The 16,765-nt window shown below is 40.2% G+C and carries 13 protein-coding genes and 1 riboswitch; of the genes, 4 read left to right on the top strand and 9 right to left on the bottom strand.

Annotated elements, in window-relative coordinates:
* Nucleotides 1-126: 126 nt before the first annotated feature.
* From CXF64_RS16915 to CXF64_RS16930, 4 genes are all read right to left on the bottom strand, one after another.
* Nucleotides 127-678 carry a DUF4136 domain-containing protein gene (locus CXF64_RS16915; RefSeq protein WP_101217582.1) on the bottom strand — a complete coding sequence of 184 codons (552 nt, stop codon included), beginning with the start codon at nucleotides 676-678 and terminating at the stop codon, nucleotides 127-129.
* Between the two features lie 108 nt (nucleotides 679-786).
* Nucleotides 787-3,564 (bottom strand): ATPase, encoded by a 2,778-nt coding sequence (locus CXF64_RS16920; RefSeq protein WP_101217583.1) that lies wholly within the window; start codon nucleotides 3,562-3,564, stop codon nucleotides 787-789.
* A complete protein-coding gene (locus CXF64_RS16925; RefSeq protein ID WP_010553432.1) occupies nucleotides 3,561-4,109 on the bottom strand; it encodes a condensin complex protein MksE in 549 nt (182 codons plus the stop codon). The genes CXF64_RS16920 and CXF64_RS16925 overlap by 4 nt, the downstream gene beginning before the upstream one ends.
* Nucleotides 4,110-4,112: 3 nt before the next feature.
* A complete protein-coding gene (locus CXF64_RS16930; protein ID WP_101217584.1) occupies nucleotides 4,113-5,384 on the bottom strand; it encodes a hypothetical protein in 1,272 nt (423 codons plus the stop codon).
* A gap of 222 nt (nucleotides 5,385-5,606) precedes the next feature.
* On the opposite strand from CXF64_RS16930, the gene nhaD reads away from it, so the two are divergent.
* Nucleotides 5,607-6,854, top strand: a complete 1,248-nt coding sequence (gene nhaD / locus CXF64_RS16935; RefSeq protein WP_101217585.1) for a sodium:proton antiporter NhaD — start codon at nucleotides 5,607-5,609, stop codon at nucleotides 6,852-6,854.
* Nucleotides 6,855-6,955: 101 nt separating this feature from the next.
* A riboswitch (Lysine riboswitch) is annotated at nucleotides 6,956-7,128 on the top strand.
* A gap of 75 nt (nucleotides 7,129-7,203) precedes the next feature.
* A complete protein-coding gene (gene lysC, locus CXF64_RS16940) occupies nucleotides 7,204-8,595 on the top strand; it encodes a lysine-sensitive aspartokinase 3 (protein ID WP_101217586.1) in 1,392 nt (463 codons plus the stop codon).
* Between the two features lie 72 nt (nucleotides 8,596-8,667).
* On the opposite strand, the gene CXF64_RS16945 is transcribed toward lysC, so the two are convergent.
* Nucleotides 8,668-9,426, bottom strand: a complete 759-nt coding sequence (locus tag CXF64_RS16945; protein WP_101217587.1) for a 4'-phosphopantetheinyl transferase family protein — start codon at nucleotides 9,424-9,426, stop codon at nucleotides 8,668-8,670.
* 141 nt (nucleotides 9,427-9,567) lie between these two features.
* Here CXF64_RS16945 and CXF64_RS16950 point away from each other — a divergent pair, with 141 nt between their 5' ends.
* Nucleotides 9,568-10,890 carry a sodium-dependent transporter gene (locus CXF64_RS16950; RefSeq protein ID WP_101217588.1) on the top strand — a complete coding sequence of 441 codons (1,323 nt, stop codon included), beginning with the start codon at nucleotides 9,568-9,570 and terminating at the stop codon, nucleotides 10,888-10,890.
* A 95-nt stretch (nucleotides 10,891-10,985) separates the two neighbouring features.
* Here CXF64_RS16950 and CXF64_RS16955 read toward each other — a convergent pair whose 3' ends face one another.
* Nucleotides 10,986-11,966, bottom strand: coding sequence for a 2-hydroxyacid dehydrogenase (locus CXF64_RS16955; RefSeq protein ID WP_101217589.1), 981 nt, complete (start codon nucleotides 11,964-11,966; stop codon nucleotides 10,986-10,988).
* Nucleotides 11,967-12,064: 98 nt separating this feature from the next.
* Nucleotides 12,065-12,637: a glutathione peroxidase gene (locus CXF64_RS16960; protein WP_101217590.1), complete on the bottom strand. Its 573-nt coding sequence runs from the start codon at nucleotides 12,635-12,637 to the stop codon at nucleotides 12,065-12,067.
* Between the two features lie 121 nt (nucleotides 12,638-12,758).
* On the opposite strand from CXF64_RS16960, the gene CXF64_RS16965 reads away from it, so the two are divergent.
* Complete coding sequence (locus CXF64_RS16965) at nucleotides 12,759-13,640, top strand: NAD(P)-dependent oxidoreductase (protein ID WP_101217591.1); 882 nt, start codon at nucleotides 12,759-12,761, stop codon at nucleotides 13,638-13,640.
* 279 nt (nucleotides 13,641-13,919) lie between these two features.
* On the opposite strand, the gene sbcB is transcribed toward CXF64_RS16965, so the two are convergent.
* Nucleotides 13,920-15,365 carry an exodeoxyribonuclease I gene (gene sbcB, locus CXF64_RS16970; protein WP_007581911.1) on the bottom strand — a complete coding sequence of 482 codons (1,446 nt, stop codon included), beginning with the start codon at nucleotides 15,363-15,365 and terminating at the stop codon, nucleotides 13,920-13,922.
* 190 nt (nucleotides 15,366-15,555) lie between these two features.
* Nucleotides 15,556-16,765: radical SAM protein (locus tag CXF64_RS16975; protein WP_101217592.1), on the bottom strand; the 1,210-nt coding region annotated here is incomplete at its 5' end.

Below are 16,765 nucleotides of genomic sequence, written 5' to 3' on the forward strand. Positions count from 1 at the left end.
TGCAGCTTGCTGACGTGACGAGCGTAGCTCGTAATTACTTTATTTTAAAAGTCACAAAAATACACACCTACAAAAAAGCTCACATACTGTGAGCTTTTTCAAAACTAACTTATAGCTAATTTTAACTTACTGCTGCTTTTGCGGCGGGAAGTTACTTAAAATTTCGCTCACTGTTTTGTTAATTGATGCTTCACGTTGTTCTGGCGATTGATTTTTCTTTAATCGACCTTCTTTTGCGCCGCGCCATACTAGCTGGTTAGATTCACGGTCTACAATATCAATAATCAGTGTACCCACTTCGTATTCACGCGCAGTTGTATCGCGTTGAAAACCAGTACCCCAATAACCCCAATGCGGGCGGTAGTTTATATTGAAGTTGTCTACTTCAAGCTCTTTGTCTACCGATGCATGATAGTTAACAAGTACATCAGCATTTGCTGCATCAACTAAGCTCATACCTAATGTTTGGCTCAGCTCTGCGTTAACGGCAGTGCGAACACGCTTTTCCATTAGGCCATTAATTTGATAGTTATTTGTGTCTTTAGTTAGGCTGGCGTTTTCTACCCAAGCAAATGTTTTAAAATTACTAAAGTTAGCTGATTTATCGTAATCCCAATCTGGGGTTTGTGTACAGGCTGTAAGAAGTGCTAGCGCTGCAACAATAAGTATATTTTTCATTACGTTTGCTCCAATAAAATGCATTAATTTAAAATAACACACATAGTTTAAATGTGTATTATTTAAACGTCCTATATTTTAGTTTAGATGGTTTGCCTTAACGGCCAATTAATTGTGTTCAACTTCAATCCAATCTTTTTCATCTACCCAGTTTTGTGCACCGTCTTTTACCGAGCGAATAGGCACAATGTAGTCACAACTTATTTGTGGTTTAACTGAGGCAAATATAGGCACAAAACCAAAGCTTAGTGCGGTTTCTATAATTGCTTTTTGATTTTGTGGGTCAATGTCGGCCGCTTCATCTATGTAAATAGGTATACGGTATAGGTTTTGTTCCTGGTCACTTAATAAGTAGCGAATAAACAACATGCCACACAATAACTTAATCGTAATACGTGTGCCGTTTGAACCCGCCGAATCTATTTTTTCAAAGTGCTCTGTTTCACCTGCGCGGTTAACCACTTCAAATCGAATATCAAATAAATCGGTAAGTGTTAAGCCCGCTTTATCTGAGGCGAGTTTAATTAAGTGATCTTTCGCTTCGTTTACCGCACTTTCGCTGTACGGTTCTTGGCTAAGTAAATCAAGCGTGTCACCTTGCTCAAACTGATGCGACGTGCTGATAATGGTATCTATACTATCAACCAGCATTTTGCGCGGTATTACGTTAATTTTAAACGCTTGCAGATTTGAAATACGGTGCTGGCTTATGCCTTTATTAAAGCTGTTCATTTCGCGGCGAAGTCGGTCTAAATCTTCTCGCAAGCCTTTAATAGTTGCGGCCACTTCGGTAAGCGCAACGCGTGCTTGGCGTTCAACAGCGTCGCGTTCGTTATCAATATTATGAAAGGCGCTTATTAGCTTTTGGTACTTAGTATATTCGTCGTTTTCGTTGTCGAATTTAGTTATACCTGCGTTATATACATGCAAATAGGTGTTGCGCACGTTTATGTCAAAATTACGCAGCTCTTGGCAGTCTTTATTAAAGTGATGAACAAGATCGCTTAAGTTATCAAAGTCGACCGTAATATCAATCATGTACGGGGTCACTTTACCGCTGTATAAATCAAGCGTATGGTCAATTCGCTCGCTTTTAACTTGGCGTAAGCGCTCAGTTTGGCGATTAATTTGCTCTTGTTTAGATTTAATTAACGAGCGACGATCGGCAATTGAGCCACTATTTTTTTGAATATCTTGCAGGTAGTCGTCAACTTGTTCGCGCTCAGCTAATAACTGCTCTTTTAGCATGGCTTGCGCTTCAACAGACTGCTGCATTACATCAAACTGCTCTAAGCGTTTTAGGGCGCTCTCTGCGCTCATAAGCTCATCGTATAACGCGTCTTTTTCTTTTTGCTTGTCGGCAACGTTTGCAGCAACATCGCGTTGTTGCTTAAATTCTTTAAGTGAATGCTCAAGTGCACTGAGCTGAGCGGTTAATTGCTCTTTGTTTTCGCCGCTTTGCATTTGCACTGGCGAGAGTTTTTTAAGCTTAATGCTCGCACCTGGCAGAGTTAGTACACCGCCTTTAACGTTTTCACTTAATAGCGATAAAAACTCACCAAATGCGTCTTCGTCATCAATGGTTATATCGCCATTGGTGGTGGTCGCAAACGAGAGAATATCTGGGTTTAAAATGCGCGATATTTCTTCTACTTCTTTTAACGAGAGGTCTTCGCGCATACGGGTAAACAAATTAAACTCAAGGTTTTTAAGTTGCAGCTTTAAGCTCTTAATTTGTTTTTGTGTTTCGCTAATGCGGTAGTCAAGCGTATGTAGGCTTTGCCCTTGTGCGCTGGTTATAGAGTGCGAAAGCGACTCGTAATCTTGCTTTAACTGAGTCAGGCTGGTTTTAAGCGTGGCTTTATTTACCAGTTCAAATTCACTTTTAAGCGCATCGTAATCTAAAAACCACTGCTCAATTTGAGTTTGTCTGCGCTCTATATCGCGCGATTGCTGTACGTATAGGCTTTGCTTTTGCTCAAACTCGTGTTTTTCGTGCTCTATATCTTCAAGCGCGATGGCAAGCTCAGAGAGTTGCGATTCTTGATAAGTATCAAAATCAATCAGTGCTTGGTCAATTTTAGGGGCGTACGCCGCCAATTTACCTTTAAGCACGGTTTGGTTTTCAAGCATTGATTCAAGCGCGGCTATTGGCTCTTGCATTGACTCAAGGGCTTTTAATTCGCGTTTTGAGCGATTTACTTTATCAAACGAGCGACGCCATACTTCATAAAAGTCGACCTTAGAGTTCGACATATGGCGTTCAAACACGCGTAGCATAAAGCGTTTTACGTCGCTTGCGCCTAATTTGTGTAAGTTAAGAATACGTCTAAATATTTCTTTATAAATAGAAGAGTCTTGTACATTATTTAGCGGGATCATTTTTAGGTTAATGTCGCCGTCAAAAGGCGTTGCGCCGCCAGTCAACAGCGCGTTTAACTCTTGTGCTTTTAACTCAATAGGGTTGTAGTTAAGCGATTTTAAATGGTTGAACAGCTTGGTAAATTTAATAATAGTTTTACCTTGCGTATACTGCTCTAAATCAAGCTTACCTTGATAACAAAAGTACTGATGCGCGTAACCGGCAATTTTACCAAGTCCTGCAACTCCAATTACTACCGAGCCATGAGGCAAGTTAGCTTCTAGTAAAATGTAGGACTGATCGGATGAAAAATAAAACTTACGGGTTTCATCTAAATCGTGTCCGTCCCATTCTGTTAAGCGCAAATCGTTAATAAGCGGAAACTGCAGGGCGTTAATAACCGAGCTTTTACCGGTGTTATTGGGCGCGCAAATAGAGCTGCTTTTATCAAGCGGGATCACACATTTTGCATAGCCTGCGGTGTTAAGTAGGGCGAGTTTGCTTAGTCCGTATAGATTTTTCATTCCTCGTCCTCTGTAATGTAGGTTTCTTCGTTTACTTCCATGAGTGCATCTATGTAGCGGTGAATTGGCGCTTGTAGCATAAAGCCGCCTTCTACTTCACGGGCTAAACCTAAGCGCACCATGCGCAGGTAAACGTCTTTACGCAAATCCGATCCCGAAAATATCTCAAGCTGATCAAACAAATGTTTGTTAATTTGCACCAGCGTTTGCATAAGCTCTAAATCGTTTACGTCGTCAAACAATGCGCGCATTGGATCTTTACCCGTATTGGCGTAGTGCTCAATTAAAATGTAAATGGTGAGTGCGATAGCGCGAGATATTTTGCCCATATTGGGTGTGCTTTCGTCGCTACCAAAGTAATAAAAGCCACGGCTGTCGCGTTTTAAATCGTTACCTAGGGCGGTAAATAGGGCGGTGTAGTCTTCTATGTGTTGGTCAAGCTCTTGCCACATTACGTTGTCTTGCTCGCAAATGTGATAACCCGCTACTAATTTTTTATTAATGGCTTGTAGATGGGTTAGCTCGTCTAAGTTTATGTGTGTCATGGTTTATTTACCTGCCTTTGAATCTGGCTGAGGCTCTGAATTAAATGGATATAAAGAAAAGTGCTGACCGGCAATTTTTACGCGGGCTTTTTCATCGCTTTGAATTATTTTAATATCGCTGTCGCTGACTAATTTTTGATACAAAAATAGCATTTCGTCGGCATCGAGATCTGGATAGCTTTCGTCTAAAAATTGCAGCAAGGGCTGCGGCTTTTTGCGTTTTTTATTAAAGCGCTTAGCAAAGCTGGTTTTAACATCGTTGTAGTCAGGAATATTAGGCGTAACAAATGCAGGCACGTCTTGCTGGTCAGGCAATTGGTATTCTTCGTGTTCAAATTCAACCAAGCTTGCCATGTAAGCCACAATATGGCGTTGCTGACCAAGCGAATATCGCTGCGCGTCGCTTACAAAATGTGGTTGCACAGCACTTAGCATATTGTCTACGCCATTTTTACGTACAAGCCCAAGTACTTTGGCTGCTTGGCGAGTAATTAAGTTATTACGACGTAGCTCTTCACGTAGTGGCATAAGCATATCGGCACTTTTACGTAAGCTTTCTCGGCCCATTAAATGCATTTCGAGTATACGGGTACGTAATTGCTCCAGCATACGTTTGTCGTTATACGCTTTACCTGAGCGCTCAATGTGCAGTATTTGCTTACTTATTTGCTCTTCAATGAGGGTAAAACATGCATGAAACTCACCACGAATATCAACCATTTCAAGCATTGGCTCTATGTATTCGTCAAAGGCTTCTATTACTGCTTTATAACGTTTTTGCAGCGATTGCACTGCATTATTTGATTTGGCTTGTTCAACAATATTTAAAATAGCGTTTTCGTTGTGCGTATAGAGCTTCATTATTTTACGCACCCGATCATCCATAATGCGGCTGTAGCGGCGTAAGTCGTCAAAGTCTTCTATTTCGCCAGCGTTATCTAGGCGGTTACCTAAGCGAGCTAGGTCCTCTACTAATACGCTAATTTCTTGCGCTAAACCTAAATGCTCTTCTTGCAGTAAAAAAGTAGCAAAATCAGCAATAGCACGATTTATTTCAAGCTGAGAGGATTTAGCCAGCGGAATTAAAATATCTTGGTTTAACAAACGATTTGTTTCTTTATAAATGCGTTCGTTTGACCACGTAGGCTGCTTTTGCTTAATCGCGTTTTGTACGTCTTTTAGGCTAAAGTCAGCCATTTTAAAACGTTTAAATAATAGCTCTAATACACCCCAATGTTCGGTTATGGTGTTTAGCAGCTTTTTAGCTGGGATCATAAGGGGTTACAACATCCTAGTATTTTATTATTGAGTTCTTTTAGAAGACTCATTATTACGTATTTTTAATTAACCTTGTCTGTATATAGTATTCGTTTTTAAGACCATTTAATAATAGTTTTTGCATAGAGGCAGTGCTAAAATTCGCGCCGAAAATAGGCACATGAAATGGAATGTTATTTGTGTGTTCTTTAAAACTATATCAAAGGTTGTTTAACTACCATGGTTTCCTCGATTATTCTAACCCTGATAGCGATTGCATTTTTACTGATCGTTATAGAAGATATAATCCATGTAAATAAAGCTAAAACCACGCTGTTTTTTGGTACGCTTTGCTGGATTCTTCTTTTTATATACCCTCTACACGGGCAAAGCCCCGATACGATTCAACATCTTTTAAATGAAAATATTTTAGAAATTGCCTCATTATGGCTATTTTTAATGGCTGCAATGACCTTTGTAGCGTATTTAAATTCAAAGGGGTTTATAGAAAATATTGTGCACCGTGTTATGCCAAAAAGTATTAGCGAAAAAAAGCTCATGTTTTTGGTGGGTGGTTTTGCGTTTTTGTTTTCGTCGATTTCAGATAACGTAACAGCGACGCTTATATCGCTTGCGGTTGTTATGTCGTTAAAACTTGAACCTAAAAAGCTCGTTAAATACGCCACGCTTATTGTGTTTGGGGTTAACTCAGGTGGGGTATCGCTAATAACAGGTGACGTAACCACACTAATGATATTTTTAGATGGCAAAGTAACCATAGCTCATTTATTACTACTTATAGCGCCAGCACTTGCAAGCGTTATGCTGCTAGCCGCGTTACTGTCTATAGGTATGAAAGGGCGTGTTGAGTTTGCTAGTGCAGGTAAAACCCGCATTGAAAAAACCGACATAACCATTGCTGTTATATTTTTATCTACCGTAGTGAGCACACTTACGCTGAGTGTAATTTACAGCGTACCGCCTCTATTAACCTTTTTGTTTGGCTTGTCAGTGATGTTTTTAGTGGCGCAATTTTTAATGCGCAAAAAAGACATAAACAAAGACATAATCGATTTTGTTCGCGATATAGAATACGACACATTATTGTTTTTTGTAGGCGTACTTTTACTTGTAGGCGCACTTAAAGAAATTGGTATGTTGAGTAAATTTACCGACCTATACACGGTAATGGCACCAGAATACGCAAACTACTTAATGGGCATATTATCAGCAGGGGTCGATAACGTACCGCTTACCGCTGCATTATTAAAAGCTAATATAGTAATGAGCCAACAACATTGGTTGTCGTTTACGTATGCAACGGGTGTGGGCGGTTCAATGCTTATTATTGGTTCGGCTGCGGGCATTATTGCCATGAGTAAAGTTAAAGCGCTTACCTTTATGAGCTACTTGCGTTTATCGCTGCATTTATTAATTTGTTACACGGTTGGATATGCGGGCTCGTATTACATGGGCAGTTTTATTTAACTCATAAATTATTAAATGCTTGACAGCTAGACGTCTAAACGATAACTTTCAAAGCCCCGCTACTTAGTGGGGTTTTGTTTTATTAGCCACTGGTTAATAAAGCATTCAGAAGAGGTGCGATACTTAGGTACTTAATGTTAGGCGACGAAAGCCGATGATCATTAAGGAGGGAAGTACTCGCCGAGGAAAATAATGGTACGTCATCATTGTTTTTCGGTTTATGGGGCTGAATCCTCAAAACTGTCACCAATATAGGTGGAGAGCTTCTGGCAGTGGACTTATCTTCAAGCATTCCTTTGCCAAGTTCTTCTTGTTTTATTGCGGTTTGGATACCGCGAAAGGAGACTAAATGACTACCCAATCAGTGCCACAAACAGTATCAGGCGCAAAATCAGATTACATCGTTGCCAAATTTGGTGGAACAAGTGTTGCAAATTTTGAAGCGATGAGTCGCTGTAGCGAAATTATTGTTGCAGATAAAAGCGTACGTATTGTTGCCGTGAGCGCTAGTGCCGGCGTAACTAACCACTTAGTTGCACTGTGCAAACCAAGTATTACCTCAAGTGAGCGCCAAGAACACATAAACGGTGTGCTTGCTATTCAACAAACTATTTTAGATGAGTTATCGCTAGATGCCGATTTAGCGGTTGGCTTTAACGAAACCCTAAAAGCATTTCAAACATTGGCTCAAGAGTCACTAACAACCGATCAGCAACACGACGAGCTACTTAGCTTTGGTGAGCGTTTGTCGTCGTATTTGTTTGCACAAGTGCTGCGTTTACAAGGTTTAAACGCCGATCGCTTTGATGTGCGCAAGGTGCTTAAAACCGACAGCCAATTTGGTAAAGCAACGCCTAATGTTGCAGCCACAGCGCAAGCCGCTAAAGAACATTTAATCCCGTTATTAGACGCTCAAGTCATTGTGACTCAGGGGTTTATTGGCAGTGACGAATACGGCCAAACCACAACGCTTGGACGAGGTGGTTCAGACTATAGCGCTGCATTACTAGCTGAAGCAATCAATGCTAAAAGCGTGCATATTTGGACCGACGTAGTGGGCATTTTTAGCACCGACCCGCGTTTGTGCTCAAAAGCGACGCCTATTGCACGTTTAAGTTTTGACGAAGCCGCCGAAATGGCAACCTTTGGCGCAAAAGTATTGCACCCAGCGACTATTTTACCAGCGAGCCGTAGCCACATTAATGTGTTTGTAGGTTCTAGCCGAGAGCCTGAGCGTGGCGGTACATGGATTGAGCGCGAAAAATCGCAGCAACCAGGTATACGCGCAGTAACACAACGTAAAAACCAAATTTTGCTTACGCTTAAAAGCCCAGAAATGCTACTAGCAAGCGGCTTTTTAGTACGCGTATTTACACTATTAAGTGAATACAATATATCGGTAGATCTGGTAACCACATCAGAAATCAGCGTAGCTATAACCCTTGATAACGCGCAAAACGCATCGCGCCCAGAGCTTGATCAAGAATGCCTAGATAAGCTTGCAGAGTTTTGCCATGTTTCGGTAGAAAACAACCTAACACTGGTAGCACTTATTGGCTCTGAGATTCAATTACGCCAACACGAAATGAACTTAATGAGTGTACTAAAAGACTTTAACATTCGATTAATTTGTCACGGTGCTAGTAAGCACAACTTGTGCTTTTTAGTAGAGCAAACTGAGTCAGATAACGTAGTGCAGTCTATTCATAGCCGTTTATTAGAAAACGATTTTGCTGCGTAAGTAATCGTTATTCAGGAAAAGCACCTAGTAAAGTTACCTAGTAAAACTACCTAGTAAAGTTACCTAGTAAAGTTACTTAACAAAGTCGGTTAATAAAAAGCATCGCCAGTCGGTGCTTTTTTTATGCACCACACTCACATCAAAACAAACATTGTTGTCACTGCTATCAGCTACAGTAATGCTATTACTGCAAGCGCTAAGCTTTGCACTATGTAATTCGTCAAACACATTGGGGCTAAGTAATTTTGCAATAGGGCGGCTGGTGGCTTTAGCAAGTGACTCTTTTAATGTCCAAATTCTAAAAAACGTATCTGCTTGGGCTTGGGTATTAGTGGGCTCAGTGATAAGTGTAATTTCATCATTATGATAAAAATGCTTAGCGAGCTTTTCAAACGGGCGCTTTAGGCTTACTTTTTCAATATCAAAACCAAACTCACTTTTATCAAAATTTAGCGCGACCCCAACTAAACCATGCGAATGCGAAATACAGGTATTTATAACATCATCACCCACGTGTATTTGCAGTTTTGAGCTTGCTTCGTCAAATTCTGTACTCATTTTATTAAGGGCTACGTGCGCATGTTGCGGCTGCGCTACTTTAATAAGGTGTTTTAGCAATAACCGCGTAGCTAAATATTCTTGCTTAGCTTGCACTCTTTTACGGCGGTTTATAATGTTTAACTCAAATGGGCTTAAGCAATCGGGCAAATTAAAGTCACTAAGCTCAAGTGTTTTAGCATTAAATAATATAATACTGTTACTCGCAAAAGACAAATTTGCCAATTGAGTTGAAGTAATACTCAAGGCGTTTTTAAAATAGTGTTCAGTCATAAAAGCCCTAAAGCAAAAGAAGTCGCTGATATTGTGAGCGGTTAACGCCACTAATAAAGGCTGGGTACAATTTTATTACTCAGCTGGCATGAAATATGGTTTAATTCACAATAATCAAAATAATAACAGATTTGTAGATGTATGGCACAAGTGCGTGATGGGTTTCAAAGCCGACTTGGTTTTGTTTTAGCCGCTGCTGGCGCAGCAGTGGGTTTAGGTAATATTTGGGGTTTTCCTACGCAAGCGGCCAACCATGGTGGCGGTGCATTTTTACTGGTTTACTTTATTGTTATATTTTTACTTGCGCTTCCTGCGCTGTATACCGAACTATATTTAGGTCACAAAGCACAAGCTAACCCTGTAAAAGCATTGGGCGATGCATGGCAAAACACTAACCGTAAGGTTGGTGCTGCGGCAGGTTATATAGGCCTTGCGGGCGCAGTTGTTATGCTAAGTTTTTACTCAATAGTAGCAGGGTGGATGCTCTCGTACGCTATTGAACCTATAACAACCTTTTTTGGGTTTACAGGCGCAAGCGAGTTTTTACATAGCGACTCAGTGCTGCGTAATTTTGTATTTACGCCGCTTATGCTTATTTTAACTGCCAGTATTATTTTAAAGGGTGTTAAATCGGGAATCGAAACCTGGTCGCGCCGTTTAATGCCACTGTTACTTGTGCTGCTTGTTGGTTTAATTGCCTACATTGCAACACTCGATGGCGCAAGTGAAGGCTTTGCTGCGTATTTAATTCCTGATTTTAGCCAAATACTCGACCCTAATTTAATTATTGCTGCAATGGGGCAAGCGTTCTTTTCGCTCTCTTTAGGTGTGGGCTGTATGATGATTTACGGCTCGTATTTACAGCCAGATGCTAATTTACCAAAGCTCACCGCAGGTGTTGCACTACTGGATACAGGCGTTGCTTTTTTAGCGGGGTTACTTATTATTCCTGCTATTTATGTGGCGCAGCACAACGGTGTTGAAGTATTTAGTGGTGGTAAACTGATTGGCGAAGGGCAGCTTATTTTTGCTATTTTACCTGAGCTATTTAGCACCATGGGCGAAATTGGCTTATTAGTTGGTTTATTGTTTTTTGTATTAATGTCTATCGCATCGGTTACGTCAACAATATCGACCACCGAAATTCCGGTAGCGTTTTTAGTCGAAAATCACAACGTTAGCCGCACCAAAGCAACATGGGCAGTAAGCGCCGTTGTACTTGTGTGTGCAAGCGCAATTATACTAAATTTTGATTGGTTATTTGGCTTAGTTATTATGTTATTTACCCAATACCAATTACCGCTTATGGGCTTGTTTTACTTTATTACGGTAGGTTGGATGTGGCAGCGTGGTAATAAATTACATCAAGCAACAACCGGCGTACATTACTGGTTTGCTCAGTATATTCGTTTTGTTTGCCCAATATTAATGACCTTGGTATTTGCAAACGTTGCCTTTGGTTAATTTTATCTAAGCCCTAAAATAAACTAATAAAGCGAAGTGAGTTTAAAACGCACTTCGCTTTTTTTGTGCCTATTATTTAGGTAAAGCTAAGGTATTTATAAAACCTCATTAGTTAGAGGTTTACCTTCATTTACTTCAAGCGCGTTAAGTAGGGTTGTGTTTGCTATCTCGGTGAGTGCCTCTTGGGTAAAAAAGCCCTGATGGCCTGTTACTAAAACATTTTTAAAGCTCACTAAGCGCGAAAATATATCGTCTTGATTTATTTCGTCGCTGTGATTTTTAAAAAACAGCTCCGACTCTTGCTCGTAAACGTCGAGCCCCAAGTAGCCTAATTTTTTAGTTTTAAGTGCGTTTATACACGCTTTGCTGTTAAGCAGTGCACCGCGAGAGGTGTTAATAAGCATTACACCGGTTTTCATTTTACTAAATGCCTCGTCATCTATTAAATGATGAGTTTGCTCCGTTAAAGGGCAATGCAAAGAAATCACATCGCTTTGGCTAAGTAAGGTGTCTATATCGGTAATTGTATAATTGCCAGGTTGTGCGTAGGGGTCGCACACTAATACTTTAGCGCCAAAGCCATTTAAAATGTTACACAGCGCAAGGCCAATTTTACCGCAACCTACAATACCCACGGTTTTGTTGTGCAAGTTAAAACCTAGCAATCCGTTTAAATCAAAGTTGTCTTCGCGTACGCGGTTATACGCTTTATGGGTTTTACGGCTAAGCGTTAGCATAAGCGCTATACAGTGCTCAGCTACGGCTTCTGGGCTGTAAGCCGGTACGCGTAATACTTTAATTTTATGTGCTTTTGCTGCAGGTAAATCAACGTTATTAAATCCTGCACAACGCAGCAAAATAGTTTTTATACCTTGGCTTGCTAATTGTTCAATAACAGCAGCATTTACGGTGTCGTTAACAAATACGCATATGGCATCAAACCCGCTTGCTAGAATAGCCGTTTGTTCGCTCAAGGCTTGCTCAAAATACGTTATTTTTATATCACGGTGATCGCGTGTACTTTGTTCAAAAAAAGGCAGTTCGTACTTTTGAGTACTAAAAAAAGCAATGTTCATGGTAATAGCCTCGACGCTTAAGGAGTATTATTTATTACTAATACAATAAACTACTTTATAAACCTGTGCTTTAGTAAAACGCATTTTATTGATTTAAATTAAGCCTTAAGCGGAGCCTTACTTGGGATAAACAAAGGTATTTTTGACGATACTTTTTTACCACCTTTAGCAGCGTTTAACTTTGCGGCTTGCAGTAGGTTGCTTTCTATTACTTGTATAAGTGTTTCGGGCTTAGTTCGCGGTGCATAACGCGCAACAAGTTGCCCTTGTGAGTTAATTAAAAACTTAGTGAAATTCCACTTAATAGCACGATTTTGCGAAATACCCCGCGTATGCGATTTTAAATAATTAAACAACGGATGTGTTTCTGGCCCGTTTACCATTACCTTACCAAATACCTCAAACGAGATATTAAATTGATCTTGGTAAAAGTCTTTAATGGCTAAATTATCAAGCGGCTCATTTTGGCCAAACTGGTTACACGGAAACGCAAGTACAGTAAAACCATTGCTTTTGTATTGCTGATAGAGCTTTTCGAGCGCATTTAATTGCACCGAAAAATTACACTTACTCGCTGTATTAACAATAAGGACGGTTTTGCCCTGTAATTGGCTAAGAGAAAAATTTTCACTGTTATAAAGTGGTGCATTAAATTGATAAATACTGTCCATAGGTTACCTACTTACCTTTCCCGCTAAGGAAATTTTATAAAGACTTTCATTCGCTTTTTTATCGACCGGTTGACATAATCGAGGTCTAGTTTCTAAGTTATCAGTTAAATAGGTCATTTTTATGTCAATGAAAGTCGCATTTATAGGTTTAGGCGTAATGGGTTACCCAATGGCGGGGCATTTAGCAAAAGCAGGGCACAGCGTATGCGTTTATAACCGCACACAAGCTAAAGCACAAACGTGGACTGCAGAACATTCAGGAAGCTTTGCACCAACCCCGCGCGAAGCTGCCAATAATGCCGACATCGTATTTATGTGTGTTGGTAATGATGACGATTTACGCTCAGTTGTGTATGGCGACGACGGCGTGTTAGCGGGCATGTTACCGCACACTATTTTGGTAGATCACACCACAACCTCAGCTGAAGTAGCACGTGAAGTGGCTGCAAAAGCGGCTCTGCAAAATATCGACTTTATTGATGCGCCTGTATCGGGCGGACAAGCTGGCGCCGAAAACGGCGTATTAACGGTTATGGCGGGTGGCAGCGAAGCCGTATTTGCTAAAGTGCAGCCAGTTATGGCGGCGTTTAGTCGTTTTAGCCAATTACTAGGCGGCGTTGGCTCGGGACAACTTTGTAAAATGGTTAATCAAATTTGTATTGCTGGCGCAGTGCAAGGGTTAGCCGAAGGCTTACATTTTGCCAAGCAAGCTGGGCTTGACGGTGAAAAAGTTATAGAAACCATTTCGAAAGGCGCAGCCGGTTCGTGGCAAATGGAAAACCGCTACAAAACAATGTGGGCGGGTGAATATGAGTTTGGTTTTGCCGTAGATTGGATGCGTAAAGATTTAGGCATTGCACTCGATGAAGCTAAAAACAACGGCGCTACTTTACCAATGACCGCAACGGTCGATCAATACTACGCCGACGTACAAGCACTCGGCGGCGGCAGATACGACACCTCAAGCTTACTAGCACGCATTGAAGCGCTGCATAAAAAATAACGTTTACGTTGAGTATGTCGATGTAGACGGCAAGCTTGCTTGCGTGACGAGCAAAGCCCGTAAAGTGATTTATTCACAAAGAGGTTATGAGGCGCTGCGCTTTTAGAGGAAGTAATAGATCTAAAAAATTATTGTTTTTATGTCTTCTCATTTACTCCTCATTCGCTTCTCTTTGTGAAATAAATTTTGCTTTGTTTGTAGTGGTACAGATATTAATAAACAATAACGCGACGCTTTATTGCTAAAGCGTCGCGTTTTTAATGCGTTATACAAACAAAATTACATGCTTTGAGCGTAGTTATATAGCGCCTTTAAAATTGTAAGATTTTTTTCGCTGTCGTCATGCTCATGCGCTAGGTTCTCAAGGGTGATCATAAAATCTTGCGCGTTAATCGATGGTTGATCTTCCCCGTGCATTAACTTGTTTTGGCAATACTGGCGCCATTGGTCAAGCTCTTGCTGGTTTAGCGTTTCAGGCCAGTTACGGGCGCGGTATCTAAACAACAAGGTATTAAACTTTTTATCTTCAAAGTCTAACTTCAACCCAGCTAACTCATCTGGTTTTGCATCACGAATAATCGCAAATTTAGCTTTATCAGCATGGCTTGTAAACCCATCGTAAAGTAAGTAGTCAACGTTAGTGGTTGCGCTGTAATCGCCTTGCTCGTTAAACACTTCGGTTACTTTATCGCGAAGGTCGGTATTGGCTTTTAAAATAGCTAAATTAGCTAAGCACTGCTCGCGGTCAATCCCAAGGCGGGCGGCGTTTTCAGGCAATAATGTTTTAGCTGGGGCTAAAATAGGGCACTTGTTTAAATGCACTAGTTTTAAGCCAACAGGTAAATCGTCCTCGGCTAAATCTACACGTTTGGTGTATAAACGTTTGCGTAACTCTTCTACGTTTAAATCAATGAGTACTTGCGGGTTTTGGGTTAAATCAAAACAAATAACCGCGTTTTTATTAACCGGATGAAAGCTCATTGGTGCAACCCAGCTTGTACAGCCTTGTGTTGCAGGTATGCGCGACGTGGTATGCACCAGCGGCGTCATGTTAAATACATCAACCAATTCAGCAAGGGCTTTTTTGCCACGCAGCCCAAAAAAGAAGTTATACAGCTTTGGTTGCTTTTCTTTTATTAGCTTAGCCAGTGCAATAGTGGCGGTTACGTCGCTTAGTGCATCGTGCGCTGCAGCGTGTTCAATACCATTGGCTACCGTTAAATGCTCTAACTTAAAGCTTGGGCTACCGTCTTCTTTTAGCGGCCATTCAATGCCTTCAGGGCGCAGCGCATAACAAGCACGCACTAAATCAATAATATCCCAGCGGCTATTGTTATTTTTGTATTCACGCTCGTATGGGTCGTAAAAGTTACGGTAAAAGCTATAACGACTTACTTCGTCATCAAACCGAATACTGTTATAACCGGCAACACAGGTGTTTGGCACGCTAAATTCGGCATGAATTTTTGCTATAAACTCAGCTTCAACTAAGCCTTTTTTCATCGCCACTTGTGGTGTAATACCCGTAATTAAACAGGCCTCAGGGTGAGGCAAGTAATCCGCTTGCGGCTTACAATATTCAATAAGTGGCTCGCCAATAATATTTAAATCAAGATCGGTACGAATACCCGCAAATTGGCTTGGCTTATCCTTTTGAGGGCTCGCTCCCCAAGTCTCGTAGTCGTGCCAATAGATTGTTGCTTGATTTTGCTCTTGATATGCCATTTGAAAACCCTGAGTAGTTAACTTAAAAACGCCTAAATACGCGCCAAGTTACTAAAATAATGAATTATTTAGATTATGGCATATGGGCGAGGGAGTTTATAGGTTTGGGTGAGTTGAAAAGTATTAAAGTTTAAGTAAATGCGAGCAGAGAGTAAGAAACTTCGATTCGCATTTACTAGTACAAATAAACTTATTCAGGGACCAAAAAATTCACTTTGGTTTTAATGTTCATACAGTCAGCTAAGAATTTTTTGTAACTGTAATCCCTAGAAAAATATGAAAAAGATTTCAGAAAGTAATAATCATGTGCTGTAGTGTATCTTTGCCCAATAGTTTTTGATATTTCATTTGAATATTTGAAGTCTATGGTCGGACTTAAATCGAGGTGTGTAATCCCTGTTATGGGTTGATGGCTCATTGATGCACCAAATTTACTTAATTCATTTAGGTATGCCTTGATCTTCTGAGGCCAACCGAAAACAATAACTGGACCAACGGATACTCCTGTTATTGCATCTTTGTGCGCATCAAGCCAATTTATCGTTGTATTAACTGAGTCTTCTGTTTCACCAGCAAAAAGAAGTATATTAACTTTAACTTTAATATCATTATCATAAGCTTGCTCAATAATTCTAGAAGCTTGGGAAAGGTACTTTTCAGGTTTTTTAGTTTTATTCATGTTTATCAATTGATTATGATCAGCACTTTCTAAACCTAAATCAATTATTTCTAACCCTGACTTTTTAAGTTTTTTAATATGAGATGGCTTTATACTATCGACTCTAGCTTCTGTTCTCCATTTAAAAGCTTGTTTACTTTTGTCTTTATTAGCTATTAATTCATCTATCCAATTTTCATTCGAAGCGAAGAGTGAGGCTTCAAAATATAGGTTCATTGGCGTCAGTTCGTCAAATATAATAGTGCCCTCAGATTCGGAGGTGATCAATTTTGGAGGTTTTAGCTTCTCTAAAGGTTCATCTTTTTCTTGACAGAAATTACATCCCATCCCACAGCCTCTTGATACTTCTAAACTTGGTTGATATAGATGTCTGTCATATAAAATAGAGTAATCTAAAGCTAATTCAGATTTTGTTGTAAAAACTTTCATTGGATTATCTGTCACAAGTCTTAAAATATCTTTATCAGCTGTTCCTGGGAAAATAATATCGGCAAGCGGCACTAATTTTTTCATTAGTTTAACTTCATCATCAATTACCCAGCGACCACCAATTATTATTTTTCTATAAGGTTGAAGTTTTCTAAAATGCGCAATGAATTCATTTACCCAGCTGATAGCATAAAAACTAGGAATTGAAATAAGAATTGGTGAAGTTGAAATTAGTAAACCATTATTTATGGCTGTTTTTAAAGTTGTAACTGGAAGTTCAAAATTTCCTTGA

The sequence above is a fragment of the Pseudoalteromonas sp. GutCa3 genome, assembly GCF_002836155.1.
GTDB lineage: Bacteria > Pseudomonadota > Gammaproteobacteria > Enterobacterales > Alteromonadaceae > Pseudoalteromonas > Pseudoalteromonas arctica.

What these genes read in the sequence shown, in the direction of transcription:
- CXF64_RS16965 (WP_101217591.1), top strand. Translation starts at nt 12,759, where the DNA reads ATGTCAATGAAAGTCGCATTTATAGGTTTAGGCGTAATGGGTTACCCA.
- CXF64_RS16930 (WP_101217584.1), bottom strand. Translation starts at nt 5,384, where the DNA reads ATGATCCCAGCTAAAAAGCTGCTAAACACCATAACCGAACATTGGGGT.
- CXF64_RS16915 (WP_101217582.1), bottom strand. Translation starts at nt 678, where the DNA reads ATGAAAAATATACTTATTGTTGCAGCGCTAGCACTTCTTACAGCCTGT.
- CXF64_RS16920 (WP_101217583.1), bottom strand. Translation starts at nt 3,564, where the DNA reads ATGAAAAATCTATACGGACTAAGCAAACTCGCCCTACTTAACACCGCA.
- CXF64_RS16950 (WP_101217588.1), top strand. Translation starts at nt 9,568, where the DNA reads ATGGCACAAGTGCGTGATGGGTTTCAAAGCCGACTTGGTTTTGTTTTA.
- nhaD (WP_101217585.1), top strand. Translation starts at nt 5,607, where the DNA reads ATGGTTTCCTCGATTATTCTAACCCTGATAGCGATTGCATTTTTACTG.
- sbcB (WP_007581911.1), bottom strand. Translation starts at nt 15,365, where the DNA reads ATGGCATATCAAGAGCAAAATCAAGCAACAATCTATTGGCACGACTAC.
- CXF64_RS16925 (WP_010553432.1), bottom strand. Translation starts at nt 4,109, where the DNA reads ATGACACACATAAACTTAGACGAGCTAACCCATCTACAAGCCATTAAT.
- CXF64_RS16955 (WP_101217589.1), bottom strand. Translation starts at nt 11,966, where the DNA reads ATGAACATTGCTTTTTTTAGTACTCAAAAGTACGAACTGCCTTTTTTT.
- CXF64_RS16945 (WP_101217587.1), bottom strand. Translation starts at nt 9,426, where the DNA reads ATGACTGAACACTATTTTAAAAACGCCTTGAGTATTACTTCAACTCAA.
- CXF64_RS16960 (WP_101217590.1), bottom strand. Translation starts at nt 12,637, where the DNA reads ATGGACAGTATTTATCAATTTAATGCACCACTTTATAACAGTGAAAAT.
- lysC (WP_101217586.1), top strand. Translation starts at nt 7,204, where the DNA reads ATGACTACCCAATCAGTGCCACAAACAGTATCAGGCGCAAAATCAGAT.